This window comes from Roseomonas aerilata DSM 19363, assembly GCF_000711725.1.
In the GTDB taxonomy this organism is placed as follows: domain Bacteria; phylum Pseudomonadota; class Alphaproteobacteria; order Acetobacterales; family Acetobacteraceae; genus Roseomonas; species Roseomonas aerilata.
This window is the reverse complement of the sequence record NZ_JONP01000015.1, coordinates 85,840-103,164: the sequence shown is the minus strand read 5'-3', so window position 1 is coordinate 103,164 and position 17,325 is coordinate 85,840. Positions and strand designations below refer to the sequence as shown.

16 protein-coding genes are annotated in these 17,325 nt (G+C 70.0%); 9 read left to right on the top strand and 7 right to left on the bottom strand.

Annotation, left to right across the window (positions count from 1 at the left end):
- Positions 1–10: 10 nt before the first annotated feature.
- The 9 genes from BO39_RS17850 (at position 11) to BO39_RS17810 (ending at position 10,476) form a co-directional block, all read left to right on the top strand.
- On the top strand, positions 11–1,147 hold the full coding sequence (locus BO39_RS17850; protein ID WP_052402257.1) for a two-component system sensor histidine kinase NtrB: 1,137 nt from the start codon (positions 11–13) through the stop codon (positions 1,145–1,147).
- A gap of 44 nt (positions 1,148–1,191) precedes the next feature.
- On the top strand, positions 1,192–2,634 hold the full coding sequence (gene ntrC / locus BO39_RS17845) for a nitrogen regulation protein NR(I) (protein ID WP_043835885.1): 1,443 nt from the start codon (positions 1,192–1,194) through the stop codon (positions 2,632–2,634).
- Positions 2,635–2,656: 22 nt separating this feature from the next.
- A complete protein-coding gene (locus BO39_RS17840) occupies positions 2,657–4,906 on the top strand; it encodes a sensor histidine kinase NtrY-like (RefSeq protein WP_043835883.1) in 2,250 nt (749 codons plus the stop codon).
- Complete coding sequence (ntrX, locus tag BO39_RS17835) at positions 4,896–6,296, top strand: nitrogen assimilation response regulator NtrX (protein WP_043835881.1); 1,401 nt, start codon at positions 4,896–4,898, stop codon at positions 6,294–6,296. Before BO39_RS17840 ends, ntrX begins: the two co-directional genes overlap by 11 nt.
- Before the next feature lie 56 nt (positions 6,297–6,352).
- Entirely contained in the window at positions 6,353–7,228 is an 876-nt protein-coding gene (locus BO39_RS17830; protein WP_043835878.1) for a D-amino-acid transaminase, read from the top strand.
- Positions 7,225–7,887 carry an HAD family hydrolase gene (locus BO39_RS17825; protein ID WP_084698217.1) on the top strand — a complete coding sequence of 221 codons (663 nt, stop codon included), beginning with the start codon at positions 7,225–7,227 and terminating at the stop codon, positions 7,885–7,887. Before BO39_RS17830 ends, BO39_RS17825 begins: the two co-directional genes overlap by 4 nt.
- 135 nt (positions 7,888–8,022) lie before the next feature.
- Positions 8,023–8,355, top strand: coding sequence for an RNA chaperone Hfq (hfq, locus tag BO39_RS17820; protein WP_043835875.1), 333 nt, complete (start codon positions 8,023–8,025; stop codon positions 8,353–8,355).
- Positions 8,336–9,643, top strand: a complete 1,308-nt coding sequence (gene hflX / locus BO39_RS17815) for a GTPase HflX (protein WP_043835873.1) — start codon at positions 8,336–8,338, stop codon at positions 9,641–9,643. The genes hfq and hflX overlap by 20 nt, the downstream gene beginning before the upstream one ends.
- On the top strand, positions 9,640–10,476 hold the full coding sequence (locus BO39_RS17810) for an inositol monophosphatase family protein (RefSeq protein WP_052402256.1): 837 nt from the start codon (positions 9,640–9,642) through the stop codon (positions 10,474–10,476). The genes hflX and BO39_RS17810 overlap by 4 nt, the downstream gene beginning before the upstream one ends.
- On the opposite strand, the gene mazG is transcribed toward BO39_RS17810, so the two are convergent.
- The 7 genes from mazG to BO39_RS17775 are packed head-to-tail and all read right to left on the bottom strand — an operon-like array spanning position 10,473 to position 17,323.
- A complete protein-coding gene (gene mazG / locus BO39_RS17805; protein ID WP_043835870.1) occupies positions 10,473–11,270 on the bottom strand; it encodes a nucleoside triphosphate pyrophosphohydrolase in 798 nt (265 codons plus the stop codon). The two genes, BO39_RS17810 and mazG, sit on opposite strands and share 4 nt — an antisense overlap.
- 42 nt (positions 11,271–11,312) lie before the next feature.
- Positions 11,313–12,110: an MBL fold metallo-hydrolase gene (locus BO39_RS17800; RefSeq protein WP_043835967.1), complete on the bottom strand. Its 798-nt coding sequence runs from the start codon at positions 12,108–12,110 to the stop codon at positions 11,313–11,315.
- A 10-nt stretch (positions 12,111–12,120) separates the two neighbouring features.
- Positions 12,121–12,894: a TatD family hydrolase gene (locus BO39_RS17795; RefSeq protein ID WP_043835868.1), complete on the bottom strand. Its 774-nt coding sequence runs from the start codon at positions 12,892–12,894 to the stop codon at positions 12,121–12,123.
- On the bottom strand, positions 12,894–14,450 hold the full coding sequence (metG, locus tag BO39_RS17790) for a methionine--tRNA ligase (protein WP_043835866.1): 1,557 nt from the start codon (positions 14,448–14,450) through the stop codon (positions 12,894–12,896). Before metG ends, BO39_RS17795 begins: the two co-directional genes overlap by 1 nt.
- 32 nt (positions 14,451–14,482) lie before the next feature.
- On the bottom strand, positions 14,483–15,499 hold the full coding sequence (locus BO39_RS17785; protein ID WP_043835863.1) for a DNA polymerase III subunit delta': 1,017 nt from the start codon (positions 15,497–15,499) through the stop codon (positions 14,483–14,485).
- Positions 15,496–16,119, bottom strand: coding sequence for a dTMP kinase (gene tmk, locus BO39_RS17780; protein WP_043835861.1), 624 nt, complete (start codon positions 16,117–16,119; stop codon positions 15,496–15,498). The genes BO39_RS17785 and tmk overlap by 4 nt, the downstream gene beginning before the upstream one ends.
- Positions 16,109–17,323 carry a D-alanyl-D-alanine carboxypeptidase family protein gene (locus BO39_RS17775; protein ID WP_043835966.1) on the bottom strand — a complete coding sequence of 405 codons (1,215 nt, stop codon included), beginning with the start codon at positions 17,321–17,323 and terminating at the stop codon, positions 16,109–16,111. Before BO39_RS17775 ends, tmk begins: the two co-directional genes overlap by 11 nt.
- Between the last annotated feature and the right edge of the window lie 2 nt (positions 17,324–17,325).

The following is a 17,325-nucleotide window of genomic DNA, read 5'->3' as shown; positions in this document are numbered from 1 at the left end:
GGGAGCCGCCATGCCCGACACCTCGTTCGCCGATCCTCTGGCCGGGCTGCCCAGCAGCACGCACCTGCTCTCGGCGCTGCCGGTTCCGGTGGTGCTGCTGGACGCGGAGGAGCGGTTCCGCTTCGCCAACCCCGCGGCGGAGCTCTTCCTCGGCATTTCGGCCGCGAGCCTGCGGCAGATGCAGCTGACGGACCTGCTGCCGGAGGACTCGCGCCTGCCCGCCCTCGTTCGCCAGGTGCGCGCGGCGGATGCGCCGGTCTCGGACCACGACCTCACCCTGCAATCCCCACGGATCTACCGCGATGGCGTCTCGGCCCGCGGCGCGACGCTGCCGGAGATGCCCGGCGCCGTGCTGCTGACCCTGCAGGACGGCTCCACGGCCCAGAAGCTCGACCGCCAGCTCAACTTCCGCGGCGCCGCGCGCGGAGCCAGCGCGATGGCCGCGATGCTCGCCCATGAGGTGAAGAACCCGCTCTCCGGCATCCGCGGTGCCGCCCAGCTCCTGGAGCAGGCGGCTTCCGAGGGCGACCGCGAGCTCTGCCTCCTCATCCAGGACGAGGTGGACCGCATCCGTGACCTCGTCGAGCGGATGGACATGTTCTCCGAGCGCCCGATCGTCCAGGAAGCCGTGAACATCCACGAGGTGCTGGACCATGTGCGCCGCATCGCCTCGACCGGCTTTGCCTCGCATATCCGCATCGTCGAGGAGTACGACCCCTCCCTCCCCCCGGTCTGGGGCAACCGAGACCAGCTGGTCCAGATCCTGCTGAACCTCGTGAAGAACGCGGCGGAGGCGGTGGATCCGCTGAAGGGCGAGATCGTCCTCTCCACCGCCTATCGCCACGGGGTCCGCCTCGCGGTGCCGGGCTCGCTTGAGCGCGTCCACCTGCCGCTCGAGGTCAGCGTGCGCGACAACGGGCCGGGGATCGACGAGGAGGTGCGAGCGAGCCTGTTCGAGCCCTTCGTCACCACCAAGCGGGGCGGCCAGGGTCTTGGCCTCGCGCTCGTCGCCAAGCTCGTGGCCGATCACGGCGCGCTGATCGCCTGCGACAGCCGGCCCGGCCGCACCTCCTTCCGCCTGTCCCTTGCCATGCCCCCCGCCAGCAGCGCGCCGCCCGCCCGCGCGCGGCTGAGACAGCCCGCCTGAACGCCAGCGCCGCCCCAGTCCGCCCGAGCAAGCCAGCGAAGTAGATGACCGAACGCACCATCCTGATCGCCGACGACGACCGCGCCATCCGCACCGTGCTGGCCCAGGCGCTCGGCCGCGCCGGCTACAACGTGCGCGCCACCTCCTCCGCTGCCACGCTCTGGCGTTGGGTGGAGGATGGGGAGGGCGATCTCGTCATCACCGACGTGGTGATGCCCGACGAGAACGGCCTCGACCTCGTGCCGCGCATCCGCCGGGTGCGGCCGGAGCTGCGGGTGGTGGTGATGAGCGCGCAATCCACCTTCGCGACGGCGCTGAAGGCCGCCCAGCGCGGCGCCTTCGACTACCTGCCCAAGCCCTTCGACCTGAAGGACCTTCTCTCCCTCGTCGGCCGGGCCCTCGCGGCGCCCGTGGCCCCGGAGCCCGAGTCGGAGGATGCGGAGGAGGAGCGGCTGCCGCTCGTCGGCCGTTCGGCGGCCATGCAGGAGATCTACCGGACCGTCGCCAGACTCACGACGACCGACCTGACCGTGATGATCACGGGGGAGTCCGGCACCGGCAAGGAGCTGGTTGCGCGCGCCTTGCACGACTACTCCCGCCGGCGCAGCGGCAGCTTCGTGGCCGTGAACATGGCGGCCATACCGCGTGACCTGATCGAGGCGGAGCTGTTCGGCCATGAGCGCGGCGCCTTTACCGGCGCCATGTCCCGGGGCGTGGGGCGCTTCGAGCAGGCCGCCGGGGGCACGCTCTTCCTCGATGAAATCGGCGACATGCCGGCGGAGGCCCAGACCCGCCTCCTCCGCGTGCTGCAGGAGGGGGAGTTCACGACCGTCGGCGGCCGAACGCCGATCAAGGCCAATGTACGGATCGTTGCCGCCACCCACCGGGACCTGCGGCAGTCCATCCGCCAGGGCCTCTTCCGCGAGGACCTTTTCTACCGCCTCAACGTCGTGCCGATCCGCCTGCCGCCGTTGCGGGAGCGGGCCGAGGACATTCCGCTCCTCGCCCGGCACTTCCTCGACCGCGCGCGGGAGGCCGGATTGCCTGCCAAGTCGCTGGACAACGGCGCCGTGGAGCGGCTGAAGTCCCATCCATGGCCAGGCAACGCGCGCGAGCTCGAGAACCTGATGCGGCGCCTCGCGGCGCTCTACCCGCAGGAGGTCATCGGCGAGGACGCGGTGGCGGCCGAGCTGGCGGAGGCCGAGCCCGGCCCCGGCGCCCCCCCGGTCCCTACCAGCGCCGAGACGCTGGAGCAGGCGGTGGAGCGCCACCTCGCCACCTTCATGAGCGCCCAGCGGGACGGGTTGCCCGTTCGCGACCTCTACGAGCGCGTGTTGGCCGAGGTGGAGCGGCCCCTGCTGCGCCTCGCGCTCGCCAATACGCGCGGCAACCAGATCAAGGCCGCTGCCATGCTCGGCCTGAACCGCAACACCCTGCGGAAGAAGATCCGGGAACTGGAACTGCCGGTGGTGCGCGGCCTCTCGTGACCGGCGTGATCGTGGCGGGCGCATGAGCCGCCCGCGGGAGCAACCCGTCGGCCTCGGTCGCCGACTGGCGGACATGCTTCTGGGCCGGGTGATGACCCTCGCGCTGGCGGTGGGCGCCCTGCTGCTCGGCGTCGCCTCTTTCGCGGTGCTCTCGGGCGGCAACCCCTTCGGCCCGACCAGCCCCTCGCAAACCGCCGTTCTCGTCTTCTTCAACGCGGCGGTCGTGCTGCTGCTGCTGGCGAGCCTTGCGGGTCGCCTCGTGCGGGTCTGGGCGGAGCGGCGGCGGGGCAGTGCGGGCTCGCGCCTGCATGTCCGGCTTGTAATGCTCTTTGGCGTCGTTGCCGTCGTGCCCGCGCTACTCGTCGCGGTCTTCGCCGCTTTCTTCTTCGAACTGGGCATCCAGGCCTGGTTCGGGGACAAGGTGCGCGACACGCTGGAGGCGAGCCTCGTGGCCTCCCGCGCCTATCTCGACGAGAACCGCAACACGATACGCGCCGATGCCCTGGCGATGGCCGCCGACCTGAACCGGGCGGCGCCTCTGCTGCCGGACAACACCATCGGGTTCAGCCGGGTACTGACGACCCATACGGCGCTCCGCGGGCTGACGGAGGCGATCGTTTTCGAGCCGGTGCTCGGCCGCGTGATCGCGAGCGCAGGGCTCGGCAGCTCGCTCGTCATCGACCCGCCGCCGGCCTGGGCGATGGAAATCGCCCGCCAGGGCGATGTTGCCGTGCTCGCCTCGGAGGGTGAGGAGGGGCGGGTGAGGGGCCTCGTCGCCCTCGACATTGACCCCGGGCTGATGCTGCTGATCAACCGGCCGCTCGATCCCTCCATTATAGAGCACATGCAGCGTACCGAACTCGCCTTTCAGGAGTATGACCAGCTCGATCGCAACCGCTCGGGGTTGCAGATCACCTTCGTGCTGATCTTCGCGATTGCGACCCTCCTCGTGCTGCTCGCGGCGGTTCTCATCGGGCTGGTCATGGCAAACCAGATCGCGCGTCCCATCTCTCGTCTCATCAACGCAGCGGAACGGGTGAGGGGAGGCGATCTCTCCTTCCGCGTGGAGGAAGGGCGGGCAGATGACGAGGTCGGTAGCCTATCCCGGGCCTTCAACCGCATGACGAACCAGTTGGCCGCGCAGCGAAGCGAGTTGCTGGAGGCCTATCGCCAGCTCGACGACCGCCGGCGCTTCACCGAGGGCGTGCTGGCGGGCGTCTCGGCCGGCGTGATCGGCCTCGATGCGGATGGGCGGATCAATCTGCCGAACCGCCCGGCAAGCGAGCTGCTCGGCCGCGACCTGGAAGCCGCGGTGGGCGAGAAGCTGGAGGAGGTGGTGCCGGAGTTCCGTGCCTTCCTCCACGCCGCCGCCGCGACCCCGGAGCGCGCGCGGACGGAGGAGATCCCCGTGCCCGGCCCTTCCGGCCGCCGTACCCTGCTCGCGCGCATCGGCGCGGAGTTCGACGCGGGCGGGCTTTCGGGTTATGTTCTCACTTTCGACGATATCACCGCCCTGCTCTCCGCCCAGCGCACCGCCGCCTGGGCGGATGTCGCCCGGCGCATCGCGCATGAGATCAAGAACCCCCTGACCCCCATCCAACTTTCGGCCGAGCGGCTGAAGCGCCGCTACCTGAAGCAGATCTCGGACGACCCCGACACATTCCGCGCGTGCACCGACACGATCGTTCGCCAAGTGGGCGATATCGGGCGCATGGTGGACGAGTTCTCGGCCTTCGCGCGGATGCCGCACCCGGTGATGCGCCCGGAGGATCCCGTGCGCCTCGTGCGCGAGGCGCTGGTCCTCCAGCGGGATGCGCACCCTGCCATCCGCTACGACCTCCTCATGCCAGAGAATACGCCGGCGGTGCGCTGCGACCGCCGGCTGGTGAACCAGGCGCTGACGAACCTTCTTCAGAACGCGGCGGACGCGATCGCCATGCGCCCTCAGGGCGAGGCGGACGGCCGGGTGACGGTGGAGGTCTCCGTCGCGGGCGCCTGGGTGCATATTGCGGTGGAGGACAACGGCATTGGCCTGCCCGGCGATGCCGAGCGGGACAGGCTCACGGAACCGTATGTGACCCATAAGGTGAAGGGAACCGGCCTCGGGCTTGCCATCGTGAAGAAGATCATGGAGGACCATGGAGGCGGGCTGACGCTCGCGGATGGATCGGACGGCGGCGCCCGTGCGACGCTCACCTTGCCCCAGAACGGAACGGCGGAGCCCGAAGGATTGCACGACAGAGGAACGGAGATGCTGCGCCATGGCGCATGACATCCTGATCGTGGACGATGAGCCGGATATCCGGGCCCTGATCGACGGCGTTCTCGCCGACGAGGGCTACGAGGTCCGGCAGGCCGCGAACAGCGACCAGGCGCTGGCGGCCTTCCGCCAGAAGCGACCCAACCTCGTTATCCTCGATATCTGGTTACAGAATTCCCGCCTGGACGGCCTCGGTATCCTTGAGGCCATCCATCGTGAGGAGCCGCGCGTGCCCGTGGTGATGATCTCGGGCCACGGCACGATCGAGACCGCGGTGCAGGCGATCCAGCAGGGCGCCTACGATTTCATCGAGAAGCCCTTCAAGTCGGACCGGCTGCTGCTGATCGTTGCCCGCGCGCTGGAGGCTGCCCGCCTCAAGCGCGAGAACAGCGAGCTGAAGCTCCGCGGCGGCTCGGAGACGGAGCTGGTCGGCACCTCCTCCCTCATTGCCCAGATCCGGAACGCCATCGAGAAGGTGGCGCCCACCGGATCGCGCGTGCTGATCACCGGCCCCGCGGGCTCGGGCAAGGAGGTCGCGGCGCGCGCCATCCATGCCCGCTCCCGCCGAGCGGACGAGCCCTTCGTTGCCCTCAACTGCGCGACGCTGAACCCCTCCCGCTTCGAGGAGGAGCTCTTCGGCGTGGAGGGCGGGCCCGACCCGATGACCCAGCCCCGCCGCCCCGGCGTGCTGGAGCGCGCCCATGGCGGCACGCTCCTGCTCGACGAGGTCGCGGACATGCCGCTGGAGACCCAGGGCAAGATCGTACGCGCCCTGCAGGAGCAGGGCTTCGAGCGGATTGGCGGCGCGACCCGCGTGAAGGTGGACGTGCGCGTCACCGCGACCACCAACCGCGACCTGACCGCCGAGATCGCCGCCGGCCGGTTCCGCGAGGACCTCTTCTACCGCCTCGCCGTCGTGCCCATCCGCATGCCCGCCCTGCGCGAGCGGCGGGAGGATGTGCCGGCGCTGGCCCGCCACTTCATGGCGAAGTCCGCCGAGAACTCGGGCGTCCCGGCGCGCGAGATCAGCGAGGACGCCATGGCGGCGATGCAGGCCTATGACTGGCCGGGCAACGTGCGCCAGCTGCGGAACCTCGTGGACTGGCTGCTGATCATGGCCCCGGGCGGCCCCGCCGACCCGATCCGGCCGGAGATGCTGCCGCCCGAGGTGGGTTCCTCCGCCCCTGCCATGCTCAAGCTGGACCGTTCCAGCGAGATCATGACCTTGCCGCTGCGCGACGCGCGGGAGCTCTTCGAGCGCCAGTATCTCGAGGCACAGCTTCTTCGCTTCGGCGGTAACATCAGCCGCACGGCCAATTTCGTGGGAATGGAGCGTTCGGCCCTGCACCGTAAGCTCAAGTTCCTGGGCGTGCAGGCGGAGGACCGGGCATCCGTTTCGTGATAGAAGCGGCCGCCTGAGTCGCCCCCTGTAAGTGCCTTCGTGAACGGACGGTCCCTATGTCGCGCATTGCCTATGTGAACGGGCGCTACGTCGCGCAGCGCGACGCCTGCGTGAACGTCGAGGACCGTGGCTACCAGTTCGGCGATGGCATCTACGAGGTGGTCCATCTCTACGATGGACGCTTCGTGGACGCCGACCTGCACCTTGCGCGGCTGGAGCGCTCGGTGCGTGAGATCCGGCTCGACCTGCCGATGCCGCTGGCCTCTCTCCGCCTCGTGCTCACGGAGGTGGCGCGCCGCAACCGGGTGACGGAGGGCCTGCTCTACATGCAGGTCGGCCGCGGCGTGGCCCGGCGCGACCATGCCTTCCCGAAGGTGCCGGTGCCGGTGAGCCTCGTGGTCACGGCGCGCCGGATCCCGCCCTATCCGTCGAGCCTCGACGGCTGGAGCATGACGGCCATTACGCAGCCTGACCACCGATGGACAAGGCGCGACATCAAGAGCGTGAACCTCCTGCCCAACGTCCTCGCCCGCCAGGCCGCGCGGGAGGCCGGGGCAGGGGAGGCGATCCTCTACGATCCCGCGACCCGCATGGTGTCAGAAGGCGCGGCAACCAGCTTCTGGATCGTGGACGCGGCGGGCACCATCCGTATCCCGCCACTCGGGGAGTCCATCCTGCCCGGCTGCACTCGCGCTGCCCTGCTCGCCGAGATGAAGGCGCACGGCCTTCAGGCAGAGGAACGGCCCTTTTCCCTGGATGAACTCGCAGACGCTCGAGAGGCCTTCATCACCTCCGCCACCTCCTTCGTAAAGCCCGTGCTTGCCGTGGACGGCCGCCGGGTGGGGGAGGGGGTGCCTGGCCCCGTGACCCGCCGCCTCTTTGACATTTTCACCCGCCACGTGAAGGGCGGCCCCCGCAACAGCGCTGCATGATACGCCCCCGCGCCATCGTCTGGGATTGGGACAACACCCTGGTGGACGGTTGGCCAGCCATCCAGGCGGGGCTGAACGCGGCGCTGAGCGATGCCGGCCTGCCGGAATGGACGCTTGAGGAGGTGCGCGCCCGGGTGCGCCACTCCCTCCGTGACAGCTTTCCCGCCCTGTTCGGCGACCGCTGGGAGCACGCGCGGGACATCTTCTACGCCGCCGTGCGCGCGACTCACCTCTCGGTGCTGCGCCCGATGGAAGGCGCCGAGGCCCTGATCCGGCAGGCAGCCGAACTTGCCCCCCTCGCGGTCCTCTCCAACAAGTCGGGCCCACTGCTGCGTGCTGAGGCCGCGAGCCTCGGCTGGTCACGGCTGTTCCGGGCGCTGGTCGGCGCCGGCGACGGCGTGGCGGACAAGCCTGATCCCCGGCCCATGCGCCTGGCCTGCGCCGCCTGCGGCATCCCAGCCGGCGAGGCTGTCTGGTATGTGGGGGATAACGCCCTGGACATGGAGGCCGCCCGCCGCGCCGGCTGCGTGCCGGTGCTGCTGGGCGATGCCGCCCATGACGGGGGGCCTGCAGCATCTGCCCCGGCGCACCACTTCCTGACCGCCGCGCAGATGACGATTGCGCTATCCGCGCTTGCCAACACCCGCCCCGCGGGCTGAGTTACAGGACTTCCACAGGGCGAGGGTGCGCGCCCCGGAAGGACGGGCCGCAGGGATGCGGGCCGTGAAAAAGAACCGCACCCTTCATCCGCCACGGCAAAGCCGGGTGGAACACGAAAAGAAGGACATCAGCCCATGGCTGCCGACAAGTCCCAGAACGTTCAGGACGTGTTCCTGAACCATGTCCGCAAGAGCAAGACCCCGGTCACGGTCTTCCTCGTCAACGGCGTGAAGCTCCAGGGGATCATCACCTGGTTCGACAACTTCTCGGTGCTTCTGCGCCGCGACGGGCACACGCAGCTCGTCTACAAGCACGCCATCAGCACGGTGATGCCGGGCGCGCCTATCATGCTCTTCGACGCCTCCTCCGCCGGTGCCCAGGCACCGACCCAGGGCGGCGCCCCAGTCCGCGAGACCACCATGACCCTCACGCCCCGCGAGCCGAGCCCTGTCGGAAGCCACGACTGATCCGGCGGGGCCGACCCCGGCCGCTGTCATCCTGCCATGGGAGCGACCCCACGGCATCCCCGATGGAAGGGGCGCCACCCGCGCCGCCGAGGCACGGTTGGCCGAGGCGGTTGGGCTGGCCGCCTCGATCGGTGTGGCCATCGTCCACACCGCCATCTTTCCCCTCCGCGCCCGCCGGCCGAGCACCCTGCTCGGCGAGGGGCAGGTGGAGGCAGCCCGCGCCGCCATGGCGGAGCACGGCGTGCAGGTCGTCGTGGTGGACGCCGCACTCAGCCCGGTGCAGCAGCGCAACCTCGAGCGCGCCTGGGGCTGCAAGGTCATCGACCGCACCGGTCTGATCCTCGAGATCTTCGGCGAGCGCGCCCGCACGCGGGAGGGCTCGCTGCAGGTTGAGCTGGCGCACCTCTCGTATCAGCGGACCCGCCTCGTCCGGTCCTGGACCCACCTTGAGCGGCAGCGCGGCGGCTTCGGCTTCCTCGGCGGCCCCGGTGAATCGCAGATCGAGATCGACCGGCGCCTGATCGACGAGCGCATCGTCAAGCTGAAGAAGGAGCTGGAGCAGGTGCGCCGCACCCGCGGCCTGCACCGCAAGCAGCGCGGCAAGGTGCCCTACCCGATCGTCGCGCTCGTCGGCTACACGAACGCGGGCAAGTCCACCCTCTTCAACGCCCTGACCGGTGCGGGCGTCTACGCGCAGGACCAGCTCTTCGCGACGCTGGACCCGACCATGCGCGCGATCCGCCTGCCCTCCGGGCGCACCGTCATCTTGTCGGACACGGTCGGCTTTATCTCCGAGCTGCCAACGCAGCTGGTGGAGGCCTTCCGCGCCACGCTGGAGGAGGTCGCGGCCGCGGATGTGATCCTGCACGTGCGAGACATCGCCCATCCGGACAGCGCCGCCCAGCGGGCCGATGTGATCGGCGTGCTGAACGACCTTGCCTCCGGCGATGACGCCCCGCTGGACGAGGACTGGGAGTCGCGCGTCATCGAGGTGCTGAACAAGACGGACCTGCTGGAAGGGCCGCCGCCGGCGACCGCCTCCTCCGTCCCGGTCTCGGCGCTGACGGGGGAGGGGCTGGAGCCGCTTCGCACCATGCTTGATGAGCGTGTGGCGGCTGGCTACGTCACCGAAGCCTTCACGCTCGAGCCTGGCGACGGCGCGGGCCTTGCCTGGCTGTACCAGCACGGCGAGGTCATCGAGCGCAACGATGAGGAGGACGCGATCCGCCTTTCCGTCCGCCTCTCGCCCACGGATCTCGCCCGCTTCGCCCAGCGCGGCGCAGCGTGAAGGGCCTCGACGCCGCGGGCCTCCTGGCCGTGGACGCCATCCTGCGCGAGGCGGCGCGCACGGAGATCATGCCGCGTTTCCGCCGCCTCGCCGCTGCCGACATCCGGACCAAGACCGGACCGTTGGACATGGTGACGGATGCGGACGAGCTGGCGGAGCGGGCTATTGCCGCGGCGCTCACCCGGGCCTTCCCCGGATGCCTGGTGGTGGGGGAGGAGGGCTGCTCAGCCGATCCTACCCTCGCCGACCGGCTGGCGACCGAGGAACTCGCCTTCGTGGTGGATCCCGTGGACGGCACCGCGAATTTCGCGGCGGGCATGCCGCTCTTCGGCTGCATGGCCGCGGCCTTCCTGCGGGGCGAGGTGGTGGCCGCCTGGATCCACGACCCGACCGGCGACGACACGCTGATGGCCGCGCGCGGGGAGGGGGCCTGGCTCGCCGCCGCGGATGGCAGTCGGAGCGCACCGCTCCGCGTGGCGCCCTCAGCCCCTGTCGGTGCCATGGTCGGCTGCGTCTCCTACGGCTATCTCGCGGAACCCCTGAAGAGCCACGTCGCCGCCCGGCTACCACGACTGGCGAAGACTTGGCAGCTCGGCTGCGCCGCCCATGAGTACCGCCTACTGGCCGGCGGCCACATTCATGTCTCGCTCTACAATCGCCTGATGCCCTGGGACCACGCGCCGGGCTGGCTCGTTCACCAGGAGGCGGGTGGCCACGCCGCCCATTTCGACGGGAGCGCCTACGACCCGGCGCGGGATCGCGCCGGCGGCCTGATCTGCGCGCCGGACAAGTCCTCCTGGGACGCGGCCTGGGGCGCGCTGCTCGGGGACTAGCGGCGCTCTGCTGCCTTCGCCGCAGTCCAGAGCGCCTCCATCTCCTCCAGGCTCGCCTCGACTGGGGTCCGGCCCTGGCGGGAGAGCCCGTCCTCGATGGCGCCGAAGCGTCGCTCGAACTTCGCGTTCGCGCCGCGCAGGCATTGCTCGGGATCGAGATCGAGCTTCCGCGCGAGGTTGGCGACGACGAAGAGCAGGTCACCGACCTCGTCAGCCAGCCGGGCCGGATCGGCGCCGGGCAACTCGGCCCGAAGCTCGGCCGCCTCTTCCTCCAGCTTGTCCAGCACCTGTCCAGCGTCCGGCCAGTCGAAGCCGACCCGCGCGGCCCGGCGCGTGAGCTTGGCCGCGCGGGCGAGGGAAGGGAGGTTGCCCGAAACCCCTGCCAGCGTGCCCGTCTCCGCGCGAGAGGCACGCTCGGCGGCCTTCTGGACCTCCCAGGCAGCAGTCTGCTGTGCGGCATCCCGCGCAGCATCCTCGCCGAAAACATGAGGATGGCGGCGGATCATCTTCTCATTGATGGATTTTGCCACGTCGGCGAAGGCGAACCATCCGGCTTCCTCTGCCATGCGCGCGTGGTAGACGACCTGGAGCAGCAGGTCGCCCAGCTCGTCCTGCAGCCCCGCCCAGTCCTGCCGGGCAATGGCGTCAGCGACCTCATGTCCTTCCTCGACCGTGTAGGGCGCGATGGAGGCGAAATCCTGTACCTGGTCCCAGGGGCAGCCGTCCGGCGCCCGCAGCCGGGCCATGATTCCGAGCAGGCGCAGCAGCTCGGCGGCGGGAGCGGACTCGCTCATTCCTGCGCCGCCCCGAACCGCGTAATGTAGATTATGTAAAAATCACGCGCCATCTTGGGGGCTCTCCAGCACCATGCCGTCGTAACCAGGCTCCAGGCCCTCCGGCAGCGACTGGCGCATCCAGGCCCAATCCAAGTCTGGGCCCATATGGGTCAGCACCGTCCGCGCGGCACCCACCCGCCGGGCCCAGTCGATCGCCTTCTCGACATGCGCGTGCACTGGATGCGGCGCACGCTGAAAGCAGCCCACCACCCAGTCCCGCACGCCTGCCAGGGCTTCAAAGCCAGCCTCCGGCATCTCCACGACATCCGTCGAGTAACCAAAGCCGTCGATCCTGAGACCCAGCGTCTCCATGACCTTGTGGTCCTGCGAGAAGAGCCGAACGTCGAGCCCCGCCATCCGGACCACCTGTCCGGGCTCCACGGCCACCGCCTCGAGCGCTGGCCGGAAGAAGCCCGGTGTGGGCGGCCGAAATGCGTACTCGAAACGACCGGTCACGTCGGCCAAGGTCCGTGCCGTGCCGTAGATCGGCAGTGCCTTTCCCATAATCCGGTTCATGATCCGCAACTCGTCCAAGCCCATGACGTGGTCCGCATGAGCATGGGTCAACAGCACGGCGTCCAGCCGCCCGATGCCGTGGCTCAGGAGTTGAGCCCGCAGGTCCGGTCCTGCATCCACGAGAATTGTTTGACCTTCAGTAGACTGGATCACGATGCTCGACCGTGTCCTCCGGTTGCGGGGTTCGGTCGGATCGCACGCACCCCAGGCGCCGTGGCCATCGTCCCCACCTAAAAGCGGAACGCCACCAGAGCCGCCGCAGCCTAGAAGTATTATTTTCAAGATCAAAGCCTTACCGGCATCGGCTGAACAAACGCATGAAGTTGGTGGTGGTCACCTCAGCCGTGCGCGCGACATCCCAGCCGCGCACTCGCGCCAGCACTGCCGCGGTGTGGGCCACCAGCGCCGGTTCGTTACGCTTCCCGCGCTGCGGCACCGGCGCCAGGTATGGGCTGTCGGTCTCCACAAGCAGCCGGTCCTCCGGTAGGTCCGTCGCGATGGCGCGGAGTTCCTCGCTCTTTGGGAAAGTCAGGATGCCCGACAGCGAGACATAGCCCCCGTCTGCCACCACCTGCTCTGCCAGCGCCCGGGTGGAGGAGAAGCAGTGCAGCAGTGCCGGAAAGTCGCCGCCAGCGGCGCGCTCCTCCGCGAGGATCGCCGCGATGTCTTCGTCGGCGTCGCGCGCGTGGATCACCAGCGGCAGGCCCGTCTGCTGGCTGGCCCGGATATGCCGGCGAAAGCTCTCCTGCTGCACCTCGCGCGGGGCCTTGTCGTAGAAGTAGTCGAGGCCCGACTCACCGATGCCGATCACCCGCGGGTGGTCTGCCAGGGCGACAATCTCCTCCACAGTCGGGATCGCCTCTTCGCCCGCGTTCTGCGGGTGGACTCCGACCGTGCCCCAGACTTCCGGGAAGCGCTCCGCCAGCGCCTTTACTGCGGCCCCTTGCTCCATCCGCACGCCGATCGTCACCATCCGCCCGACGCCGGCCGAGCGGGCACGGTCCATGACGGCGTCGATCTCCTCCTCGCCGAAGTAGTCGAGGTGGCAGTGGCTATCGACAAGCATCAGGCGGCCTCGTCGATCTTACGGAACAGCGGCGCCGGCGGCGGCAGGGCCGTCCCGTCGGCCAGGGGAGTCGCGAGGTCCGACAGGCCACGAGCCCCCTCCCCGACCGCCAGCTGGTCGAGCATCGCCGCCATGGTTCCGGGCATGAAGGGCTGGAGGATGGTGGCCAAGCCCCGCAGCAGCGTGTGCAGGCTGCGCAGAACGGCCTCCATCCGCACGGGATCGGTCTTCTTCAGCGACCAGGGCTTCTGGGCGTCGATCCAGGAATTGCCGAGACGCACGACGGTCCAGATCCGCTCCAGCGCCTCGCCGAAGGCCTGGCGGGAGATCGCCTCGTCGACCGCGGCCGGCAACGCCTCCAGCGGCCCGAGCAGCTCCCGGTCCGCTTCCGTCGGCGCCGTCAGCGCGGGCAGGCGCCCCTCGCAGTTGCGCTGGATGAGAGAAAGGCTGCGCTGGGCGAGATTGCCGAGGTCGTTCGCCAGCTCGCTGTTCAGCCGCCCGACGACCGCCCGGCGGGAGAAGTCGCCGTCATTGCCGAAGGGCACCTCCCGCAGGAGGTAGTAGCGCAGGGGATCGAGCCCGAACTCCTCGGCCAGCAGCAGCGGGTCCAGCCCATTGCCGAGGGACTTCGACATCTTCTGCCCCTCGATGGTCAGCCAGCCGTTGGCATAGACGCGCTTCGGCGGCTCCAACCCGGCCGCCATCAGGAAGGCCGGCCAGTAGACGCAATGGAAGCGCGTGATCTCCTTGCCGACCATGTGCACGTCGGCCGGCCAAAAGCCCCACCGGTCCGCGCCGGTGTCCGGATAGCCCGCAGCGGTGATGTAGTTCGTCAGGGCGTCGAGCCAGACATACATCACATGGGCCTCGTCGCCCGGAACCGGCACGCCCCACTTAAAGGAGGTGCGGGAGATCGAGAGGTCCTGCAGCCCCGCGCGCACGAAGGACACCACCTCGCGCCGCGTGCTGGCCGGCGCCATGAAGTCCGGGTTGGCCTCGTAGAAGGCGAGCAGCCGGTCGGTCCAGTCGGAGAGGCGGAAGAAATAGGAGGGCTCGCGCGTCCACTCCACCGGCGCGCCGGAAGCGATGGCCACCTTCTGCCCGTTGCGGTCCTCGATCTCGTCGGGGCCGTAGAAGGCCTCGTCGCGCACCGCGTACCAGCCCTCGTAGTGCCCGAGATAGATGTGCCCACCGGCCGCCAGCTTCTCCCACAACGCCGCGCAGGAGCGCTTGTGCCGCTCCTCCGTCGTGCGGATGAAGTCGTCGAAGGAGATGCCGATGCGCTCCGCCATGGAGCGGAAATCGCCGGCCAGGCGGTCCGTGAACTCCTGCGGCGAGAGCCCGGCCGCGACCGCCGCCTGCTCCACCTTCTGCCCGTGCTCGTCCGTGCCGGTCAGGAAGAAGACGTCGTGCCCGCTCAGCCGCTTCCAGCGCGCCAGTACGTCGGCCGCGATGGAGGTATAGGCATGGCCGATATGGGGCTGGCCGTTCAGGTAGTAGATCGGCGTGGTGACGAAGAAACGTCCCCGTGTTCCCGCCGTGCCGCTTTCACTCATGCCAAGACCCCGCGCCGATAGCGGCTGGTCCGTCAGGTCGAGAGCCGCGAGAGGCCCGTCAGCACGGCCTGCTTGCGGTCCAGGTTGAGCGTCTCGGTCTCATCGGCCAGCCGGCCGAGCATGTCCCACAGCCCCGCCCAGTCGGCAAGGCCGCGGCCCGCCAGCCAGGGCGGCGCCCCCTGCCCTCGCGCGGCCCCGCGCAGCGCCGCGGCCAGACTGGCGCGCAGCAGGGCCATGAAGGTGACGAAGGCGCTGCCGTCCCGCTTCGCCGCCAGGCGGTCGGCCAGCGCGTGCAGTTCCGTGGGGTCCGGGCGGGGCAAGCGGGCGAGGAATCCCTCCACCTCCCGCGCCATGGCCAGCCCCTCGCCCTCTGCGAGCACGAGGGCGCGCCCTGGGCTGCCGCCGGAGAGGCGCGCAAGGGCCGCGCGGTCCCCCTCCCCCATCTCTGGCAGCCAGCGCTCCAGCACCTCGTCCATCAGCGGCGCTTCCAGAGGAAAAAGGTCCAGGCGCCGCACGCGGCTGCGGATGGTCGGCAGCAACCGGTCTGGCGCGGAGGTGGTCAGCACCAGCACGGCCCGCGGCGGCGGTTCCTCCAGCGTCTTGAGGAGGGCATTCTGCGCCGCCTCGTTCATCGCCTCCAACGTCTCAATGACCACGACGCGCCAGCCGCCCTCGGCCGGCGTCATGGCGAGGAAGCGCGTCAGCTCGCGCACCTCCTCCACCCGGATCATCACCTTCTTGCCCTTCTCTCCGGTGCCGGGGACCAGCGCCCGAAGGTCCGCATGGGCGCCAGCCGCGACGCGGGAGAAGATCGGCTCGGCCGGCGGGAGAAAGAGCGGCGCCTCGCCTGGCGTGACCGCGCGCGGCATGCCCGCGAGCATCCAGCGCGCATAGCGCCAGCCGAGCGTCGCCTTGCCGACCCCCTCGGGCCCGGCCAGCAGCCAGCCGTGATGCATCCGGCCAGACAGCGCCGCGTCACGCAACGCCGCCGCCGCCTGATCATGGCCGTAGAGTGCGGGATTGGCGCGGGGTTCGGGAGGAGGGCTCATGCGGCGAGCGCTAGGTCGAGGGCCGCGTCGAGGACCTCCAACGGCGGGCGGGAAGCGTCGAGCACGGCGCAGCGGTCCGGCTCCGCCGCCGCGATCGCGAGGAAGGCCGCGCGCACCCGGGCGTGGAAATCCGCGTCCTGCAACTCGTAGCGGTTGGCATCCCCGCGCTGGAGCGCCCTGCCCATGCCCCTCTCCGGCGGAAGGTCGAGGACGAGGGTCAGGTCCGGCCTCAGCGATCCTAGCGCGAGGTCGCAGAGCCGCTCCCATACCTCCCGCGACAACCCCTGCCCCGCGCCCTGATACGCAAGGGTGCTGTCGGCGAAGCGGTCGCAGACAACCCAGATCCCGGCTTCCAGCGCGGGCGCGATGGTGCGCGCCACGTGCTCCCGGCGCGCGGCGAAGTGCAGCATCGCCTCGGCCACCGGGTCCCAGGGCCCCTGCCCCAGAATCAGCCCGCGCACCGCCTCCGCCCCGGGCGCGCCGCCGGGTTCGCGGGTCCGCAGCACCGGCACGCCTTCCTCAGCGAGGCGTGCCGAGAGAGCGCGGGAGAGGGTCGTCTTGCCCGCCCCCTCGCCGCCCTCCAGCGTGATGAAGCGTCCCCGGCTGCCCTCAGGCGCCACTGACGAGCCGCCCCAGCACTGCCGGGATGCGCGGGATCAGCCCAAGCTTCGGCACGTCCACCCCGGCCAGCAGCGGCACGGACATCGGCGGCACCCCCGCGCCCGAGACCTCCAGCTTGCCCAGTTCCTGCCCCTTCGCGATCGGCGCGGGCACCGGGCTGTCGTAGCGGAGCCTCACCTGCAGGCTGCGCCGCCACTGCTTCGGCAGGGTCAGCACCACGTCGCGCCCGCCCACCAGCGGCACCTTCAGCCGCTCCCCGAGATAAACCGGTGCTTCCTCGATCGTGTCGGAGGCGCGGAAAAGGGCCACGTTCTCGAACTCGCGGAAGCCCCACTCCATCAGCCGCTCGGTCTCCTCCCGCCGCGCCGCCATGCTCGACAGCCCGTTTGCGACGAGGATCAGCCGGCGGTCGCCGCGCTTGGCGGTGCCGGTCAGGCCGTAGCCGGCTTCATCCGTATGGCCGGTCTTGAGCCCGTCCGCCCCGGCGACGCGGCCGAGCAGCGGGTTCCGGTTCTCCTGCGTGATGTTGTTCCAGACGAAACTCCGCTCGGAATAGATACGGAAGTACTCCGGGAAGTCGTTGATCAGCCGCCGCGCGAGGATCGAGAGATCGCGGCAGGTCATCCGATGCTCTGGATCCGGCCAGCCGGTCGCGTTGCGGAAGCTGCTCGCGGTCAGGCCGATCTTGCGGCCATAGTCGTTCAGCATCTCCGCGAACTGGGTCTCGCTGCCCGCGATCCCCTCGGCCAGCACGATGCAGGCGTCGTTGCCGGACTGGATGATCACGCCGCGGATAAGGTCCTGCACCTTCACGCTGGTGCCGAGCTGGACGAACATCTTGCTGCCGCCCATCCGCCAGGCGCGCTCGCTGACCGGCAACTCCTGCTCCATGGTCAGCCGCCCCTGCTTGAGCAGGTCGAAGACGACGTACATCGTCATCAGCTTCGACATTGAAGAGGGCGGCATGCGCTCGTCCGCGTTCTTCTCGAGCAGCACCGCGCCCGTATCGGCGTCGACGATCAGCGCGAGCCGCGCGGCGGTGTCCACGGGGCCGAGAGGCGTGCTCGCCGGGCTGCCCGGCGGCGGGGGCGCGGGCCCTCGGGCCGGGCGCGGGCGGGCCTGGGCCCTCGCCTCCCCGGACAGCACTCCCCCGGCAAGACCGATGGCGGCGACCGCCCCGATCATGTCCCGACGCTTCGGCATCT

Coding starts and splice junctions, on each gene's coding strand:
- BO39_RS17840 (WP_043835883.1), top strand. CDS start 2,657: ATGAGCCGCCCGCGGGAGCAACCCGTCGGCCTCGGTCGCCGACTGGCG.
- metG (WP_043835866.1), bottom strand. CDS start 14,450: ATGAGTGAAAGCGGCACGGCGGGAACACGGGGACGTTTCTTCGTCACC.
- BO39_RS17785 (WP_043835863.1), bottom strand. CDS start 15,499: ATGAGCCCTCCTCCCGAACCCCGCGCCAATCCCGCACTCTACGGCCAT.
- BO39_RS17775 (WP_043835966.1), bottom strand. CDS start 17,323: ATGCCGAAGCGTCGGGACATGATCGGGGCGGTCGCCGCCATCGGTCTT.
- BO39_RS17830 (WP_043835878.1), top strand. CDS start 6,353: ATGTCGCGCATTGCCTATGTGAACGGGCGCTACGTCGCGCAGCGCGAC.
- BO39_RS17825 (WP_084698217.1), top strand. CDS start 7,225: ATGATACGCCCCCGCGCCATCGTCTGGGATTGGGACAACACCCTGGTG.
- ntrX (WP_043835881.1), top strand. CDS start 4,896: ATGGCGCATGACATCCTGATCGTGGACGATGAGCCGGATATCCGGGCC.
- mazG (WP_043835870.1), bottom strand. CDS start 11,270: ATGAGCGAGTCCGCTCCCGCCGCCGAGCTGCTGCGCCTGCTCGGAATC.
- hfq (WP_043835875.1), top strand. CDS start 8,023: ATGGCTGCCGACAAGTCCCAGAACGTTCAGGACGTGTTCCTGAACCAT.
- ntrC (WP_043835885.1), top strand. CDS start 1,192: ATGACCGAACGCACCATCCTGATCGCCGACGACGACCGCGCCATCCGC.
- BO39_RS17795 (WP_043835868.1), bottom strand. CDS start 12,894: ATGCTTGTCGATAGCCACTGCCACCTCGACTACTTCGGCGAGGAGGAG.
- BO39_RS17850 (WP_052402257.1), top strand. CDS start 11: ATGCCCGACACCTCGTTCGCCGATCCTCTGGCCGGGCTGCCCAGCAGC.